The sequence below is a fragment of the Pseudomonas sp. B5(2017) genome, from assembly GCF_002112825.1.
GTDB classification, from domain to species: Bacteria; Pseudomonadota; Gammaproteobacteria; order Pseudomonadales; family Pseudomonadaceae; genus Aquipseudomonas; species Aquipseudomonas putida_Z.
In genome coordinates, this window is record NZ_NEIR01000004.1 from 100,774 (window position 1) to 117,287 (window position 16,514).

The following is a 16,514-nucleotide window of genomic DNA, read 5'->3' on the forward strand; positions in this document are numbered from 1 at the left end:
GGGCCAAGGCCGAAACAGTGGGTCTTTTGATAAAGTGTTTTGACAGAATCTGTAACAATCCTCTGGTAAACCGCGCCCGTAATTTCTCGCCTGGGCTGTAAGGTGCGTGCCAGAGCGCTTTGTCAGAACGGGCGTACCAAATTACTACCAACGTCGAATGGCTTTTGTCGCTCTGGTACAGTTACAAACGGTTCCATACAAAAACAACTATTACACCGAGGTAACACAGATGAGTGCGGCTCCACTGTATCCCGTTCGTCCCGAGGTTGCGGCCACCACCCTGACCGACGAGGCCACCTACAAGGCCATGTACCAGCAATCGGTGATCAACCCGGACGGCTTCTGGCGCGAGCAGGCCCAGCGCATCGACTGGATCAAGCCGTTCACCAAGGTCAAGCAGACCTCCTTCGACGACCATCACGTCGATATCAAATGGTTCGCCGACGGCACTCTGAACGTTTCCTCCAACTGCCTGGACCGCCACCTCGAAGAGCGCGGTGACCAGTTGGCCATCATCTGGGAAGGCGACGACCCTTCCGAACACCGCAACATCACCTATCGCGAACTGCACGAGCAGGTCTGCAAGTTCGCCAACGCCCTGCGTGGCCAGGATGTGCACCGGGGTGACGTGGTCACCATCTATATGCCGATGATCCCCGAGGCCGTGGTCGCCATGCTGGCCTGTGCCCGTATCGGTGCGATCCATTCGGTGGTGTTCGGCGGCTTCTCGCCCGAGGCGCTGGCCGGTCGTATCATCGACTGCAAGTCCAAGGTCGTGATTACCGCCGACGAAGGCGTGCGCGGTGGCCGGCGTACCCCGCTCAAGGCCAACGTCGACCTGGCGCTGACCAACCCTGAAACCAACAGCGTGCAGAAGATCATCGTGTGCAAGCGCACCGGTGGCGACATTGCCTGGCACCAGCACCGCGACATCTGGTACGAAGACCTGATGAAAGTCGCCTCCAGCCATTGCGCGCCGAAAGAGATGGGTGCCGAGGAAGCGCTGTTCATCCTTTATACCTCCGGCTCCACCGGCAAGCCGAAGGGCGTGCTGCACACCACCGGTGGCTACCTGGTGTACGCGGCGCTCACCCATGAGCGCGTGTTCGACTATCGCCCGGGCGAGGTGTACTGGTGCACCGCCGACGTGGGTTGGGTCACCGGCCACAGCTACATCGTTTACGGCCCGCTGGCCAACGGCGCTACTACCTTGCTGTTCGAAGGCGTGCCGAACTACCCCGACATCACGCGCGTGTCGAAGATCGTCGACAAGCACAAGGTCAACATCCTGTACACCGCACCAACCGCCATCCGCGCGATGATGGCTGAAGGGCAGGCTGCAGTCGAAGGTGCCGATGGCTCCAGCCTGCGCCTGCTGGGCTCGGTGGGTGAGCCGATCAACCCCGAAGCCTGGAACTGGTACTACAAGACCGTGGGCAAGGAGCGTTGCCCGATCGTCGACACCTGGTGGCAGACCGAGACCGGCGGCATCCTGATCAGCCCGCTGCCGGGCGCCACCGGCCTCAAGCCGGGCTCGGCAACCCGCCCGTTCTTCGGCGTGGTGCCGGCGCTGGTGGACAACCTGGGCAACCTGATCGAGGGCGCTGCCGAAGGCAACCTGGTGATCCTCGATTCCTGGCCGGGCCAGTCGCGTTCGCTGTACGGCGACCACGACCGTTTCGTCGATACCTACTTCAAGACCTTCCGTGGCATGTACTTCACCGGTGACGGTGCGCGCCGCGACGAGGATGGCTACTACTGGATCACTGGCCGCGTGGATGACGTGCTGAACGTGTCCGGTCACCGCATGGGTACTGCCGAGATCGAAAGTGCCATGGTGGCGCATGCGAAAGTGGCCGAGGCCGCGGTGGTGGGTGTGCCGCACGACATCAAGGGGCAGGGCATCTATGTGTATGTCACCCTCAACGCCGGTATCGAGGCCAGCGAGCAGCTGCGCCTGGAGCTGAAGAACTGGGTGCGCAAGGAAATCGGCCCGATCGCCTCGCCGGATGTGATCCAGTGGGCGCCGGGGCTGCCGAAGACCCGGTCGGGCAAGATCATGCGCCGCATCCTGCGCAAGATTGCCACGGGTGAGTACGATGCCCTGGGCGATATCTCGACCCTGGCCGACCCGGGTGTGGTGCAGCACCTGATCGATACCCACAAGGCCATGAGCCTGGCTTCGGCCTGATAGTGGGGCTGGACGCGATCCGTTGTAGGAGCGGCCTTGCGTCGCGATGGGTCGCGAAGCGGCCCCAGGATTTCGGCTTCACAGCCTGAATTGCCGGGGTCGCTTTGCGACCCATCGCGACACAAGGCCGCTCCTACAGGGGCGTGTGCCGCCAACAAAACCCCGTCCGGGCAACCGGCGGGGTTTTTTGCTTTACTGTTACCCGACATTCATCGGTAACTGTTCTGTCACCGGCGCCGCACAATATCGGGGCGCCAGGAAACAAATCCGGCCTGTTTCAGTGCGTTTTCGCAGCCTTTTTTGCGACACGGCACGCTGCACTTGCCGTAATACAAGGCTTTGCCAATAATAGGCCCGGGAATTGCTAGTACTATAGGTTCTATTTCTTGCGCTCTTGCATATTTTGCAATGGCTGTCAACATCGCCCGCTGCCGTTTCAAGCGCTTCTGTAAGTAGTTGTCGCTTTGAAGAAATATCGACTACCGGGCTGTCGTTAAAATGCCAATCACTCGCTCGTGGTCTGCGACCTTGGTCGAACCCTGCGCGGCTCGCGTTGTACCCATTCGCATATCGGGCAGCCGTTACCTGCCTTGTATTGCTTCGTACCGATGGAGTTACCTGATGAAGAAGCTCGCACTGCTTGGCGCCCTGGCGCTGTCCGTGTTTTCCCTGGTGTCGCAGGCCGATGAAAAACCGCTGAAAATCGGCATCGAAGCCGCCTACCCACCCTTCGCCTTCAAGCAGCCAGACGGCAGCATTGCCGGTTTTGACTACGACATCGGCAACGCCCTGTGCGAAGAGATGAAAGCCAAGTGCACCTGGGTCGAGCAGGAGTTCGACGGCCTGATCCCGGCGCTGAAAGTGCGCAAGATCGACGCCATCCTGTCGTCCATGTCGATCACCGAAGACCGCAAGAAATCGGTCGACTTCACCAAGCGCTACTACCTGACCCCGGCGCGCCTGGTGATGAAGGAAGGTACCGCCGTCAGCGACAGCCTGGATGAGCTCAAGGGCAAGAAGATTGGTGTGCAGCGCGGTTCGATCCACGACCGCTTCGCCAAGGAAGTACTGGGCGCCAAAGGTGCCACCGTGGTTCCTTACGGCACCCAGAACGAAATCTACCTGGACGTGGCAGCTGGCCGCCTCGATGGCACCGTGGCTGACGCCACCCTGCTGGAAGACGGCTTCCTCAAGACCGACGCCGGCAAGGGCTTCGCCTTCGTAGGCCCGTCCTTCACCGACGCCAAGTACTTCGGTGACGGCATCGGTATTGCCGTGCGCAAGGGTGACAAGGCCAACGTCGACCGCATCAACGCTGCCATCGACGCCATTCGTGCCAACGGCAAGTACAAAGAAATCGAGAAGAAGTACTTCAACTTCGACATCTACGGTCCAGACTCGAACTAAGACGTCGGGTTTCACCTGTGCAATGGTGCAAACAGCAGAGGCTCTGAGGTTTGCACCATTTTTCATTCTCTAGGTCGAGGACCTCATCATGTTGAAAGGCTACGGGGCAGTCATCCTCGACGGGGCGTGGCTGACGCTTCAGCTCGCCCTGTCGTCGATGGCCCTGGCCATCGTGCTCGGCCTGATCGGTGTGGCGCTGCGCTTGTCGCCGGTGCGCTGGCTGGCCTGGCTGGGCGATCTGTATTCCACGGTGATTCGTGGTATTCCGGACCTGGTCCTGATCCTGCTGATCTTCTACGGCGGGCAGGACATCATCAACCGGGTTGCGCCGCTGCTCGGTTATGAAGACTACATCGACCTGAATCCGCTGATCGCGGGTATCGGTACCCTGGGCTTCATCTTTGGTGCCTACCTGTCGGAAACCTTCCGCGGTGCGTTCCTCGGTATTCCGAAAGGCCAGGCCGAAGCGGGCGTGGCGTATGGCATGAGCAACCGCCAGGTGTTCTTCCGCATCCAGGTGCCGCAAATGATTCGCCTGGCGATCCCGGGCTTCACCAACAACTGGCTGGTGCTGACCAAGGCCACCGCGCTGATTTCGGTAGTGGGCCTGCAGGACATGATGTTCAAGGCCAAGCAGGCGGCCGACGCCACCCGCGAGCCTTTCACCTTCTTCCTGGCGGTGGCGGCCCTGTACCTGGTGCTGACCAGCATCTCGCTGCTGGCCCTGAAGTATCTCGAGCGCCGCTACTCGGTTGGCGTCAAGGTGGCTGAACTATGATCTTCGACTACAACGTCGTCTGGGAGGCACTGCCGATGTACTTCGGCGGCCTGCTGACCACCCTCAAGCTGCTGGCGATTTCGCTGTTCTTCGGGCTGCTGGCGGCCATTCCGCTGGGCCTGATGCGGGTGTCCAAGCAGCCAGCGGTCAATCTCGTGGCGTGGCTGTACACCTACGTGATCCGCGGCACGCCGATGCTGGTGCAGCTGTTCCTGATCTACTACGGCCTGGCGCAGTTCGAGGCGGTGCGCGAAAGCTTCCTGTGGCCGCTGCTGTCCAGCGCTACCTTCTGCGCCTGCCTGGCGTTCGGCATCAACACCAGTGCCTACACCGCCGAAATCATCGCCGGCAGCCTCAAGGCTACGCCCCACGGCGAAATCGAGGCGGCCAAGGCCATGGGCATGTCGCGCATGAAGATGTACCGGCGCATCCTGCTGCCGTCGGCCCTGCGCCGGGCGCTGCCGCAGTACAGCAACGAAGTGATCATGATGCTGCAGACCACCAGCCTGGCGTCGATCGTCACCCTGATCGACATCACTGGCGCTGCGCGCACGGTCAATGCCCAGTACTACCTGCCTTTCGAGGCCTATATCACGGCGGGCGTGTTCTACCTGTGCCTGACCTTCATCCTGGTGCGCCTGTTCAAGATGGCCGAACGCCGCTGGCTCGGCTACCTGGCGCCGCGCAAGCACTGACCGCTTTGTGAGAATCGACAGCATGTACAAACTCGAAGTCCAAGACCTGCACAAGCGCTACGGCAGCCATGAAGTGCTCAAGGGCGTGTCCCTGTCGGCCAAGGCAGGCGATGTCATCAGCATCATCGGCTCCAGCGGTTCGGGCAAGTCGACCTTCCTGCGCTGCATCAACCTGCTGGAGCAGCCGCACGCCGGCAAGATCCTGCTCAACAACGAAGAGTTGAAGCTGGTGCCGGGCAAGGACGGCGCGCTCAAGGCCGCCGACCCGCGTCAGCTGCAGCGCATGCGCTCGCGCCTGTCGATGGTTTTCCAGCACTTCAACCTGTGGTCGCACATGACCGCGCTGGAAAACATCATCGAAGCGCCGGTGCACGTGCTGGGCGTGAACCGCAAGGAAGCCCTGGAAAAGGCCGAGCACTATCTGGCCAAGGTAGGTGTCGCTCATCGCAAGGACGCTTTCCCGGGGCACATGTCCGGCGGCGAGCAGCAGCGTGTGGCAATTGCCCGGGCGCTGGCCATGGAACCGGAGGTCATGCTGTTCGACGAGCCGACCTCGGCGCTGGACCCGGAACTGGTGGGCGATGTGCTCAAGGTGATGCAGGCGCTGGCCCAGGAAGGCCGCACCATGGTGGTGGTGACCCACGAAATGGGCTTTGCCCGTGAGGTGTCCAACCAGCTGGTGTTCCTGCACAAGGGCCTGGTGGAAGAAACCGGCTGCCCGCGTGAAGTGCTGGCCAACCCGCAGTCGGAGCGCCTGAAGCAGTTCCTCTCCGGCAGCCTGAAGTAAAAACTGCAATTTTGCACCAGAATAGGGCATGCTGCGCGGCGAGCGCAGCCTGACCCGGCGCACAGACTCGAACGACCTCAGGTTTCGGACCGCACCCTATGACCACCCAGCGAATCGGTTTTCTCATCTGGCCCAGCACCCGGCCCTTGACCCTGGCGCTGGCCGAGGAAGTGTTGCAGGTGGCGCAGCGGGTGCACCCGGAGGTGGTCTACGAGCTGGTCTTCCTGCAGGCGGAGCCGGCGCAAGAGGGCAGCTGGCGCCTGCCGGGCGAGCCGTGGAACGGCCGCCTTGAGGGGTGCCACAAGCTGTTCCTGTTGGCTGACGAGCAGCCGCCGGCGGTGGGGGCTGCGTTGTCGGCGGCCCTCAAGCAACTGGCGCGCAGTGGCTGCATGATCGGCGGCCTGTCGGCCGGGGTCTACCCCCTGGCGATGCTGGGCCTGCTCGACGGTTACCGGGCTGCGGTGCACTGGCGCTGGCAGGATGATTTTGCCGAGCGCTTCCCCAAGGTCATCGCCACCAGCCACCTGTTCGACTGGGACCGCGATCGCCTGACCGCTTGTGGCGGCATGGCCGTGACCGACCTGCTGCTGGCGGTGCTGGCCCGTGACCACGGCGCGGAGCTGGCCGGGGCAGTGTCGGAGGAGCTGGTGGTCGAGCGCATCCGCGAGGGTGGCGAGCGCCAGCGCATTCCGCTGCAGAACCGCCTGGGCTCCAGCCACCCCAAGCTGACCCAGGCGGTGCTGCTGATGGAGGCCAACATCGAAGAGCCGCTGACCACCGACGAAATTGCCCAGCACGTGTGCGTTTCGCGCCGGCAGCTGGAGCGTATCTTCAAGCAGTACTTGAATCGCGTGCCGAGCCAGTACTACCTGGAGCTGCGGCTGAACAAGGCGCGGCAGATGCTGATGCAGACCAGCAAGTCGATCATCCAGATCGGGCTGTCCTGCGGCTTCTCCTCGGGGCCGCATTTTTCCAGTGCCTACCGCAACTTCTTTGGCGCAACGCCGCGGGAAGACCGCAATCAGAGGCGTAGCAGCAGCCCGTTCGAACTGAGCTCGGCGCCTGCCGAAAAAGGCTGACATTTCCTTACCCTGTGCCGGCCCTTTCGCGGCTGAAGCCGCTCCCACAGGGGTCGCACAACGTTCGAATCTTGCACAGGTTCTGTGGGAGCGGGTTCACCCGCGAAGAGGCCGGTGCGGGCAGCGCCCTTTCTCCCGCAGGTCTGTGCGATGTTTGAAGCCTGTGCGGTCCAGGTGGGAGCGGGCGTGCCCGCGAATCGGCCGGTACAGGCAACCACGCTTCTATATGTGTACACCCGTTCACCCAGCCCCCTCTCTCCCGTACACTGCGCGATTGCGACAGTGTTTGTCGCATTGCCGAAAGCCTTGTCAAAACTGGGTTTTGCGCTGTAACAAGTTGTCGCTTGGCCGCAAGGACAGGCGCGGATCAGTCCTTACAATCCCCCCATCGCTCGCCACTTCCAGGCCAGCGTTCCTCTTCAGGAGACTCAGATGTCCGTTGAGCAAGCCCCGGTGCAACGTGCCGATTTCGACCAGGTCATGGTCCCCAACTATTCTCCGGCGGCCTTCATTCCTGTGCGAGGCGAGGGTTCCCGCGTCTGGGACCAGTCGGGTCGCGAATTGATCGACTTTGCCGGTGGCATCGCGGTCAACGCCCTGGGCCACTGCCACCCGGCACTGGTCAAGGCCCTGACCGAGCAAGCCAACACCCTCTGGCACGTATCCAACGTGTTCACCAACGAGCCGGCCCTGCGCCTGGCCCACAAGCTGGTGGACGCCACCTTTGCCGACCGTGCGTTCTTCTGCAACTCCGGCGCCGAGTCCAACGAGGCCGCCTTCAAGCTGGCCCGTCGCGTTGCCCACGACCGCTTCGGCCCGGAAAAGCACGAAATCATCGCCACCGTGAACAGCTTCCACGGCCGTACCCTGTTCACCGTAAGCGTCGGTGGCCAGCCGAAATACTCCGATGGCTTCGGCCCGAAGATCACCGGCATCAGCCATGTGCCGTACAACGACCTGGAAGCGCTGAAAGCACAGATTTCCGACAAGACCTGCGCCGTGGTGATCGAGCCGATCCAGGGCGAGAGCGGCGTGGTGCCGGCCGACAAGGCCTACCTGGAAGGCGCGCGCAAACTGTGTGACGAACACAACGCCCTGCTGATCTTCGACGAAGTGCAGACCGGCGTTGGCCGTACCGGTTCGCTGTATGCCTACCAGCACTACGGCGTTACCCCGGACATCCTGACCAGCGCCAAGAGCCTGGGCGGCGGTTTCCCGATCGGTGCCATGCTGACCACCACCGAGCTGGCCAAGCACCTGGCCGTCGGCACCCACGGCACCACCTATGGCGGCAACCCGCTGGGCTGCGCCGTCGCCTGCGCGGTGCTGGATGTGGTCAACACCCCGGAAACCCTGGCCGGCATCAAGGCCAAGCATGAGCGCTTCAAGGTCCGCCTGGAGCAGATCGGCCAGAAGTACAACCTGTTCAGCCAGGTGCGTGGCGTTGGCCTGCTGCTGGGCTGTGTGTTGACCGAGGCCTGGAAAGGCAAGGCCAAGGACGTGCTCAACGCCGCCGAGAAAGAAGGCGTGATGGTGCTGCAGGCCGGCCCGGACGTGGTCCGCTTCGCGCCAAGCCTGGTAGTTGAAGACGCCGACATCGACGAAGGTCTGGACCGCTTCGAGCGCGCCGTGGCCACCCTGACCAAGGGCTGATCCGCCTGCGGTTCCTTCGCCGGCCTTGGTACAGGCTCAACCCGAGCCTGCACCGGGCCGGTGATACCCGATTCCAGTGCAGGTGCCAGTGCACCTGCCGTTTTTCCGTGCCGCCGTGAGCGGCCCGTATTCCAAAGGAGTGACACCATGCTGGTGATGCGCCCCGCGCAAATGGCTGATCTGAACGAAGTGCAGCGCATGGCTGCAGACAGCCCCATTGGTGTCACCTCGCTGCCGGACGACACCGCTCGCCTGGGCGACAAGATCGCCGCATCCGAGACTTCCTTCGCCGCCGAGGTCAGCTTCAACGGTGAAGAAAGCTACTTCTTCGTGCTCGAGGACAGCGAAACCGGCAAGCTGGCCGGTTGCTCGGCCATCGTAGCTTCGGCCGGCTACTCCGAGCCGTTCTACAGTTTTCGTAACGAGACCTTCGTGCACGCCTCGCGCGAGCTGAAGATCCATAACAAGATCCACGTGTTGTCGCTGTGCCATGACCTGACCGGCAACAGCCTGCTGACCAGCTTCTATGTGCTGCCGGAACTGGTGAACAGTGGCTGGGCCGAGCTCAATTCGCGCGGTCGCCTGCTGTTCATGGCCGCCCACCCGGAGCGTTTCGCCGACTCGGTGGTGACCGAGATCGTCGGCTACAGCGACGAGCAGGGTGAATCGCCGTTCTGGGATGCCATCGGCCGCAACTTCTTCGACCTCAACTATGCCCACGCCGAGCGCCTGTGCGGCCTGAAGAGCCGCACCTTCCTCGCCGAACTGATGCCGCACTACCCGATCTACGTGCCGCTGCTGCCTGACCTGGCGCAGGAAGCCATGGGCCAGGTGCACCCGCGGGCGCAGATTACCTTCGACATCCTCATGCGCGAAGGCTTCGAGACCGAGCACTACATCGACATCTTCGATGGCGGCCCGACCCTGCATGCGCGTACCTCGGGTATCCGCTCGATCGCCCAGAGCCGGGTGGTGCCGGTGAAGCTCGAGGTCACCCCGGTCAAGGGCGGGCGCCCGTACCTGGTGTGCAACGGCCAGTTGCAGGATTACCGCGCGGTACTGCTGGACCTGGACTGGGTGCCGGGCAAACCGGTCAGCCTGAGCCCGGCCGCCGCCGAGGCACTGGGGGTGGGCGAGGGTGCCAGCGTGCGTCTGGTTGCGGTCTGAGGTCTGGCAACAGACGTTTCGGGATTGATGCGTTAGAAGAGTTTCGCGCCGGCCGCCGCCGCCGCAAAAGGAGATAGCATGATCGTTCGTCCTGTACGCAGCAGCGATTTGCCTGCGTTGATCGAATTGGCACGCAGCACCGGTACCACCGGGCTGACCACGCTGCCGGCCAACGAAGAGCGCCTGGGGCATCGCGTTGGCTGGGCGGAGAAGAGCTTCCGCGGCGAAGCCGAGCGTGGCGACACCGACTACCTGTTCGTGCTGGAAAACGACGAAGGCATGGTGGTGGGCATCAGTGCCATCGCCGGTGCCGTCGGCCTGCGCGAGCCTTGGTACAACTACCGGGTCGGCCTGACCGTCAGCGCCTCGCAGGAGCTGAAGATCTACCGCGAAATCCCCACCCTGTTCCTGGCCAACGATCTGACCGGCAACTCCGAACTGTGCTCGCTGTTCCTGCGCAGCGACTACCGCTCCGGCCTCAACGGCCGCCTGCTGTCGCGGGCGCGCATGCTGTTCATCGCCGAGTTCCCCGAGCTGTTCGGCAAGAAGATCATCGCCGAAATGCGCGGCATGTCCGACGAGCAGGGCCGCTCGCCGTTCTGGGAAAGCCTGGGCCGGCACTTCTTCAAGATGGAGTTCAGCCAGGCCGACTACCTCACCGGGGTGGGCAACAAGTCGTTTATTGCCGAATTGATGCCGAAGTTCCCGCTGTACACCTGCTTCCTGTCCGAAGCGGCGCGCAACGTGATCGGCCGCGTGCACAAGGACACCGAGCCGGCGCTGGCGATGCTCAAGCAGGAAGGCTTCAACTATCAGGGCTACGTCGACATCTTCGACGCCGGCCCCGCCATCGAGTGCGACACCTCCAAGATCCGCGCCGTGCGCGAGAGCCAGACCCTGGTGCTGGCGGTGGGCACGCCGGGCGATGACGCGACGCCTTACATCATCCACAACCGCAAGCGCGACGACTGTCGCATCACGGCCGCACCTGCGCGGCTGGCTGCCGGTACCCTGGTGGTCGACCCCCTGACCGCCAAGCGCCTGCGCATGGGCGCCGGCGACAACGTGCGCGCCGTGCCGCTGTCGGCAAGCCGGGAGGCCCAGTAAATGACCACGCATTACATCGCAGGCAATTGGCAGGTTGGCCAGGGCGAAACCCTGCAGTCGCTCAACCCGGTGACGCAAGCCGTCGTCTGGGAGGGGCGGGGTGCTGACGCCAGCCAGGTGGATGCCGCCGTGCAGGCAGCCCGTCAGGCCTTCCCGGCCTGGGCGCAATTGAGCCTGGAGGCGCGTATCGATTTGCTGGAGAAGTTCGCCACGCAACTGAAAGCGCATGCCGAAGCCATGGCCCAGTGCATTGGTGAGGAAACCGGCAAGCCCCTGTGGGAGTCGGCGACCGAAGTCACCAGCATGATCAACAAGGTAGCGATCTCGGTGCAGAGCTACCGCGAGCGCACCGGCGAAAAGAGCGGCCCGTTGGCCGATGCCACGGCCGTGCTGCGGCACAAGCCCCATGGTGTGGTGGCGGTGTTCGGCCCATACAACTTCCCCGGCCACCTGCCCAACGGCCATATCGTGCCGGCGCTGCTGGCGGGCAACTGTGTGGTGTTCAAGCCCAGTGAGCTGACGCCCAAGGTCGCCGAGCTGACCGTCAATTGCTGGATTGCCGCCGGGCTGCCGGCGGGTGTGCTCAACCTGGTGCAGGGCGCGCGCGAAACCGGTGTGGCGCTGGCCGCCAACCCGGGTATCGATGGCCTGTTCTTCACCGGCTCCAGCCGCACCGGCAACCTGTTGCACCAGCAGTTCGCCGGCCGCCCGGACAAGATCCTGGCCCTGGAGATGGGCGGCAACAACCCGCTGGTGGTGGACGAGGTCAAGGACCTCGATGCGGCGGTGTATACCATTATCCAGTCGGCGTTCATTTCCGCCGGCCAGCGCTGCACCTGCGCCCGCCGTCTGCTGGTGCCGCAAGGCGCCTGGGGCGATGCGCTGATCGCGCGCCTGGTCGAGGTGAGCAGATCCATCACGGTCGGTGCGTTCGACCAGCAACCGGCGCCGTTCATGGGCTCGGTGATTTCGCTGCAGGCAGCGCGGGCGCTGATTGCAGCCCAGGCCGAACTGGTCGCCAAGGGCGCCGTGAAGCTGCTGGAAATGACCCAGCCACAGGCCGATGCCGCACTGCTGACCCCGGGCATTGTCGATGTCACCGCTGTGGCCGAGCGCCCGGACGAAGAGTTCTTCGGCCCGCTGCTGCAGGTGATCCGCTATGCCGACTTCGATGCCGCCATCGATGAGGCCAACAACACCCAGTACGGCCTGGCTGCCGGTTTGCTGTCCGACTCCCGCGCCCGTTACCAGTACTTCTGGCTGCGCAGCCGCGCTGGCATCGTCAACTGGAACAAGCAACTGACCGGTGCCGCCAGCAGTGCACCGTTCGGCGGCGTGGGCGCCAGTGGCAACCATCGCGCCAGCGCCTATTACGCGGCGGACTACTGCGCTTACCCCGTGGCTTCGCTGGAGACCGCCAGCCTTGCCTTGCCGGCAACCCTGACGCCGGGCGTCACCCTATAACAACAGGTCACGGAGCCTAGCCGATGAAATCCTATGAAGTGAATTTTGATGGCCTGGTGGGGCCTACCCACAACTATGGCGGCCTGTCCTACGGCAACGTGGCTTCGCAGAGCAACAGCCAGCAGGGTTCCAACCCGCGCGAAGCCGCGCGTCAGGGCCTGGCGAAGATGAAAGCGCTGGCCGACATGGGCTTCAAGCAGGGCGTGCTGGCGCCGCAGGAGCGCCCGGACGTGGCCGCACTGCGTCGCCTGGGCTTCAGCGGCAGCGATGCCGAAGTGATCCAGCGTGCCGCCAAGGAGGCCATGCCATTGCTGGTGGCCAGCTGCTCGGCCTCGAGCATGTGGGTGGCCAACGCCGCCACGGTCAGCCCCAGTGCCGACACTGCCGATGGCCGCGTGCACTTCACTGCTGCCAACCTCAACTGCAAGTACCACCGCAGTATCGAGCACCCGACCACCAGCCGAGTGCTGGGTGCCATGTTCAGCAACGACAAGCACTTTGCCCACCACGAGGCACTGCCTGCCGTGGCGCAGTTCGGTGACGAGGGGGCGGCCAACCACACGCGCTTCTGCCGTGCATATGGCGAGGCCGGCGTGGAGTTCTTCGTCTACGGCCGCAGCGCCTTCGACAGCCGCTACCCGGCGCCGCAGAAGTACCCGGCCCGGCAAACCCTGGAAGCCTCCCAGGCTGTGGCCCGGCTGCATGGCCTGAGCGATGACGGCGTGGTCTACGCTCAACAGAACCCGGCCGTGATCGACCAGGGCGTGTTCCACAACGATGTGATTGCGGTGGGTAACGGCGAGGTGCTGTTCTATCACGAGGACGCTTTCCTCGACACCGACGCGGTACTTGGCCAGCTGCGAGCTAAACTGGCCAGCAAGGGTGGCAACTTCCAGGCCATCTGCGTGCCGCGGGCAGCGGTGACGGTGGAGGACGCGGTGCGTTCCTACCTGTTCAACAGCCAGCTGCTCAGCCGCGACGACGGCTCCATGCTGTTGGTGGTGCCGGAAGAATGCCGCAACAACGAGCGGGTCTGGGCCTACCTGGGCCAGTTGACCAGCCAGGGCGGCGCGGTGAAAGAGGTCAAGGTGTTCGACCTCAAGCAGAGCATGCAGAACGGCGGTGGGCCGGCTTGCCTGCGTTTGCGCGTGGCGTTGAAGGAAACGGAACTGGCAGCGGTCAACCAAGGCGTTATCATGACCGCCTCGCTGTACGACACCCTGCTGCTGTGGGTCGACAAGCATTACCGCGATCGCCTTGGCGAGGCGGACCTGGCCGACCCGCAGTTGCTGGTGGAATGCCGTACGGCACTGGACGAATTGACCCAGATCCTGAAGTTGGGCTCGGTGTATCCGTTCCAACGCCAACCTTGAAGAGAGACTTTGCAATGACCGACGCCCTGCGCCTTATCCTGGAAGATGAAGACGGCACCCAGCTGGAAACTTCCTGCACCCGCTTTGCCGTGGTCTGGCAAGGCAAGGAAGTGTGGATTCAGCAGGATGGTCGTGGCCAGCTGCTGATCGGCGTGGATGTCGAGGAAGACGACACCGAGTACGCCAACCTGCTGCTGCGCCCGATGGCCACCAACCTGGTCAGCCTGCAGCTGGAAATGGAACCGGCGGAGGTCGGCGAAGACGACGATCACGTCCATGGCCCCGACTGCGGCCACCACCACTAAGGAAGTACCTATGCTCGCCCTTGGCAAATTGCTTGAGCTGACCCTCACCGATCACGAACCGGCCGAGAAGACCCAAGTGACACCCAAGGGCGCGCGTTTGCGTTGGCTGGGGGAGGGCGCGCTCGAAGTGCGCCCGGCCGAAAGCGAGGATTGCGGGCTGGACTTGCTGTTGTCCGCCGGCATCCACGGCAACGAAACGGCACCGATCGAGTTGCTCGAGCGGCTGCTGCATGGCGTGGCCAACGGCAAGATCAAACCCAAGGCCCGGGTGCTGTTCCTGTTCGGCAACCCGGCAGCGATCCGCAAGGGCGAGCGCTTCATCGAGCAGGACATCAACCGCCTGTTCAACGGCCGCCACGAGCTGTCCAGTGGCTTCGAGGCATTGCGTGCCGCCGAGCTGGAACAGTTCGCCCGGGTGTTCTTCAGCAAGCCGGGGCGCAGCCGCCTGCACTACGACCTGCATACCGCCATCCGCGGCTCGAAGATCGAGCAGTTCGCCTTGTACCCTTATAAAGAGGGGCGCAAGCATTCCCGTCGCGAGCTGGCACGCCTGGCGGCGGCGGGCATGGAGGCGGTGTTGCTGCAAAGCAAATCCTCCATCACCTTCAGTGCCTTCACCTACGAGCAGCTGGAGGCCGAAGCCTTCACCCTGGAGCTGGGCAAGGCCCGCCCGTTCGGTCAGAACGAGCTGGTCAACCTCGACAAGCTGGAAGCGAGGCTGATTCACATCATCGAAGACACCGAGCCACAGGGCGAAGGCTCTCTGGATGGCTTGCAGCTGTTCAGCGTGTCCCGCGAGATCATCAAGCACAGCGACAGCTTCCACCTGCACCTGCCGGCGGACATCGAGAATTTCTCCGAGCTGAGCAAGGGTTACCTGCTGGCCGAAGACCTGGCCGAGACGCGCTGGGTAGTCGAGGAGGAGGGCGCGCGCATCATCTTCCCCAACCCCAAGGTCAAGAATGGCCTCAGGGCGGGGATTCTGATCGTTCCTGACTCCGGCCAGCGACTAGGCTGAGCTGGCCCCGATACACTGGGCTCACGGCTGTGTGCGCAGCTCCAGTTGCAGCGCCTGGCGCAGCCCGTTTTCAGTGAAGGCGGGTGGGTTGGTGTTCAGGGCGGTGCTGCCGCCGAATGTGAACCTGCAATCGGTGGGTAAGCCGATGCTTTGCAGCAGCAGGTTGTCCACCGGATAAGCGCCGTTTTTGCCTTGAACCTCGGTCTGGCCCGGAAAGACGGTGCCTGACATCGAGTTCCAGCCTTGGCAAAGGCAGCGGTAAAGGTCGAGTAGTGGCAGTTGCGCAGCGGTCGACCAGCCTGGGTTGTATGCCAGGGTGCCGCCGCTGTAGCCCCAGCTACTCTGGTTTTCGTCGATGATGAAGTGGCCTTCGTCTTCATCTTCTTCGTGGTCGCTGGGTGTATAGGTCGTGAATTGGTGTCTGGATGCTTCGATCAGGCTGATCGGTGTCCCGGACTGCCCGGCCTTTTTATCCAGGGCCGCCAGTAGCGCCTGGCCGCAGGGTAGTTTGCGCAGGAGCTCCAGCGCATCCTGTGCTGCTTGCCTGAACGGGTCGCTACCCGTCACTCGCACGCCGATATTGCCCAGGGTCTGATGTTCGGCTGTCACGGGTCGGGCCAGTCGTGCATCGTTTTCGGTATCGCGGTAGAGCTCGACCCTGGAGGACTCGCGGCCAAGCAGGCGGTGCCCCGTGACGTTGACAACCGCGTCGCCCTTGTCGATGAGTACCGGGCCGCTACCGACCACAATCTGGTGCGTGCCGGTATGGGCGTCGATATGGACGATACCTGCGCCGGTCTCGATCCTGTTGCCGCTCCCTATCATGTCGATCAGCACCGTCTTCTTCACCTCCGGGGCGATGACGACGTGGTGATTGCCATCGGTGAGGCGAATGGCGATGGCTTGGGCGGTATGCGCGGCGACCATGAATACCGCATCGTTGATGGTCACTTCCAGCAGGCATTCGCGAGGGGCGATACGTACGCGCTTTTGCTGCTCATCCGCGCGCAGCGCACGCGGGGCCACGTTGAAGACCAGCAGCTCGCTGTTCTGGGTGTTGCGGCGATAGCGTCGCCCCAACGGGTAAGTGTGTTCCAGGGTGATTCGCACGTTGGGGTCAGCCTGGATGTACTTGACCTCGGTCTGCTGCTGGGGGTTGTCTTCATTGGGAAAGGCGGTCTGGGCGTAACCAGGTTCGCGAGCATCTATGTAGTAGATCGGGTTCGGATTGGCCAGGGTAGCCTCGTGAGGCAGTGGGTGTGGATCCGAGTGGAGTTTGGACAGGTTCAGCTCAGGCATGGAGTGCTCCGGCAGCGAGGGTGGGCCGGCAGGATCACGCTCCACTGCGCGGGTCAGGTGTTGCTTATGTACCGCATGGGTGGGCCTGCAGGTCTGCTTTTCCGCCCTGGCCGTGCTCATGAACGGCTTTTCATCCGCCGATTGCTGTTCTGGTGTACAAACACACTGTATCTCCCGTTCAGGCTGGCTAT

The 16,514-nt window shown here is 63.2% G+C and carries 14 protein-coding genes; 13 read left to right on the plus strand and 1 reads right to left on the minus strand.

Annotated features, from left to right (window positions below; all coding sequences use genetic code 11):
- Nucleotides 1-229 precede the first annotated feature (229 nt).
- The 13 genes from acs to astE all read left to right on the plus strand — a co-directional run bounded on the left by acs (nucleotide 230) and on the right by astE (nucleotide 15,024).
- A complete protein-coding gene (acs, locus tag CAG00_RS07400) occupies nucleotides 230-2,191 on the plus strand; it encodes an acetate--CoA ligase (protein WP_015271271.1) in 1,962 nt (653 codons plus the stop codon).
- 621 nt (nucleotides 2,192-2,812) lie between these two features.
- Nucleotides 2,813-3,598, plus strand: a complete 786-nt coding sequence (locus CAG00_RS07410; RefSeq protein WP_075045965.1) for an ABC transporter substrate-binding protein — start codon at nucleotides 2,813-2,815, stop codon at nucleotides 3,596-3,598.
- Nucleotides 3,599-3,686: 88 nt separating this feature from the next.
- On the plus strand, nucleotides 3,687-4,376 hold the full coding sequence (locus CAG00_RS07415) for an ABC transporter permease (RefSeq protein WP_003260113.1): 690 nt from the start codon (nucleotides 3,687-3,689) through the stop codon (nucleotides 4,374-4,376).
- Entirely contained in the window at nucleotides 4,373-5,071 is a 699-nt protein-coding gene (locus tag CAG00_RS07420) for an ABC transporter permease (protein ID WP_003260115.1), read from the plus strand. The genes CAG00_RS07415 and CAG00_RS07420 overlap by 4 nt, the downstream gene beginning before the upstream one ends.
- Before the next feature lie 22 nt (nucleotides 5,072-5,093).
- Nucleotides 5,094-5,858, plus strand: a complete 765-nt coding sequence (locus CAG00_RS07425) for an ABC transporter ATP-binding protein (RefSeq protein ID WP_025340127.1) — start codon at nucleotides 5,094-5,096, stop codon at nucleotides 5,856-5,858.
- A 98-nt stretch (nucleotides 5,859-5,956) separates the two neighbouring features.
- Nucleotides 5,957-6,937 (plus strand): transcriptional regulator ArgR, encoded by a 981-nt coding sequence (gene argR / locus CAG00_RS07430; RefSeq protein ID WP_085663961.1) that lies wholly within the window; start codon nucleotides 5,957-5,959, stop codon nucleotides 6,935-6,937.
- Nucleotides 6,938-7,369: 432 nt separating this feature from the next.
- Nucleotides 7,370-8,590 carry an aspartate aminotransferase family protein gene (locus tag CAG00_RS07435; RefSeq protein WP_013973653.1) on the plus strand — a complete coding sequence of 407 codons (1,221 nt, stop codon included), beginning with the start codon at nucleotides 7,370-7,372 and terminating at the stop codon, nucleotides 8,588-8,590.
- A 147-nt stretch (nucleotides 8,591-8,737) separates the two neighbouring features.
- Nucleotides 8,738-9,757, plus strand: a complete 1,020-nt coding sequence (gene aruF / locus CAG00_RS07440; protein ID WP_085663962.1) for an arginine/ornithine succinyltransferase subunit alpha — start codon at nucleotides 8,738-8,740, stop codon at nucleotides 9,755-9,757.
- 78 nt (nucleotides 9,758-9,835) lie between these two features.
- The gene (astA, locus tag CAG00_RS07445; protein WP_085589092.1) at nucleotides 9,836-10,864 is read left to right on the plus strand and encodes an arginine N-succinyltransferase; all 1,029 of its coding nucleotides are present in this window, start codon (nucleotides 9,836-9,838) and stop codon (nucleotides 10,862-10,864) included.
- Nucleotides 10,865-12,328, plus strand: a complete 1,464-nt coding sequence (gene astD / locus CAG00_RS07450; RefSeq protein ID WP_085663963.1) for a succinylglutamate-semialdehyde dehydrogenase — start codon at nucleotides 10,865-10,867, stop codon at nucleotides 12,326-12,328.
- A 23-nt stretch (nucleotides 12,329-12,351) separates the two neighbouring features.
- On the plus strand, nucleotides 12,352-13,701 hold the full coding sequence (gene astB / locus CAG00_RS07455) for an N-succinylarginine dihydrolase (RefSeq protein ID WP_085614561.1): 1,350 nt from the start codon (nucleotides 12,352-12,354) through the stop codon (nucleotides 13,699-13,701).
- Between the two features lie 14 nt (nucleotides 13,702-13,715).
- Nucleotides 13,716-14,006 (plus strand): topoisomerase II, encoded by a 291-nt coding sequence (locus tag CAG00_RS07460; protein ID WP_003256592.1) that lies wholly within the window; start codon nucleotides 13,716-13,718, stop codon nucleotides 14,004-14,006.
- 10 nt (nucleotides 14,007-14,016) lie between these two features.
- Entirely contained in the window at nucleotides 14,017-15,024 is a 1,008-nt protein-coding gene (gene astE, locus CAG00_RS07465) for a succinylglutamate desuccinylase (RefSeq protein WP_085614560.1), read from the plus strand.
- A 21-nt stretch (nucleotides 15,025-15,045) separates the two neighbouring features.
- On the opposite strand, the gene CAG00_RS07470 is transcribed toward astE, so the two are convergent.
- A complete protein-coding gene (locus tag CAG00_RS07470; protein ID WP_085663964.1) occupies nucleotides 15,046-16,323 on the minus strand; it encodes a M91 family zinc metallopeptidase in 1,278 nt (425 codons plus the stop codon).
- Between the last annotated feature and the right edge of the window lie 191 nt (nucleotides 16,324-16,514).

Excerpts from the sequence above, each read along its gene's own strand:
- acs (WP_015271271.1), top strand. The coding sequence starts at position 230 with ATGAGTGCGGCTCCACTGTATCCCGTTCGTCCCGAGGTTGCGGCCACC.
- CAG00_RS07410 (WP_075045965.1), top strand. The coding sequence starts at position 2,813 with ATGAAGAAGCTCGCACTGCTTGGCGCCCTGGCGCTGTCCGTGTTTTCC.
- CAG00_RS07415 (WP_003260113.1), top strand. The coding sequence starts at position 3,687 with ATGTTGAAAGGCTACGGGGCAGTCATCCTCGACGGGGCGTGGCTGACG.
- CAG00_RS07420 (WP_003260115.1), top strand. The coding sequence starts at position 4,373 with ATGATCTTCGACTACAACGTCGTCTGGGAGGCACTGCCGATGTACTTC.
- CAG00_RS07425 (WP_025340127.1), top strand. The coding sequence starts at position 5,094 with ATGTACAAACTCGAAGTCCAAGACCTGCACAAGCGCTACGGCAGCCAT.
- argR (WP_085663961.1), top strand. The coding sequence starts at position 5,957 with ATGACCACCCAGCGAATCGGTTTTCTCATCTGGCCCAGCACCCGGCCC.
- CAG00_RS07435 (WP_013973653.1), top strand. The coding sequence starts at position 7,370 with ATGTCCGTTGAGCAAGCCCCGGTGCAACGTGCCGATTTCGACCAGGTC.
- aruF (WP_085663962.1), top strand. The coding sequence starts at position 8,738 with ATGCTGGTGATGCGCCCCGCGCAAATGGCTGATCTGAACGAAGTGCAG.
- astA (WP_085589092.1), top strand. The coding sequence starts at position 9,836 with ATGATCGTTCGTCCTGTACGCAGCAGCGATTTGCCTGCGTTGATCGAA.
- astD (WP_085663963.1), top strand. The coding sequence starts at position 10,865 with ATGACCACGCATTACATCGCAGGCAATTGGCAGGTTGGCCAGGGCGAA.
- astB (WP_085614561.1), top strand. The coding sequence starts at position 12,352 with ATGAAATCCTATGAAGTGAATTTTGATGGCCTGGTGGGGCCTACCCAC.
- CAG00_RS07460 (WP_003256592.1), top strand. The coding sequence starts at position 13,716 with ATGACCGACGCCCTGCGCCTTATCCTGGAAGATGAAGACGGCACCCAG.
- astE (WP_085614560.1), top strand. The coding sequence starts at position 14,017 with ATGCTCGCCCTTGGCAAATTGCTTGAGCTGACCCTCACCGATCACGAA.
- CAG00_RS07470 (WP_085663964.1), bottom strand. The coding sequence starts at position 16,323 with ATGCCTGAGCTGAACCTGTCCAAACTCCACTCGGATCCACACCCACTG.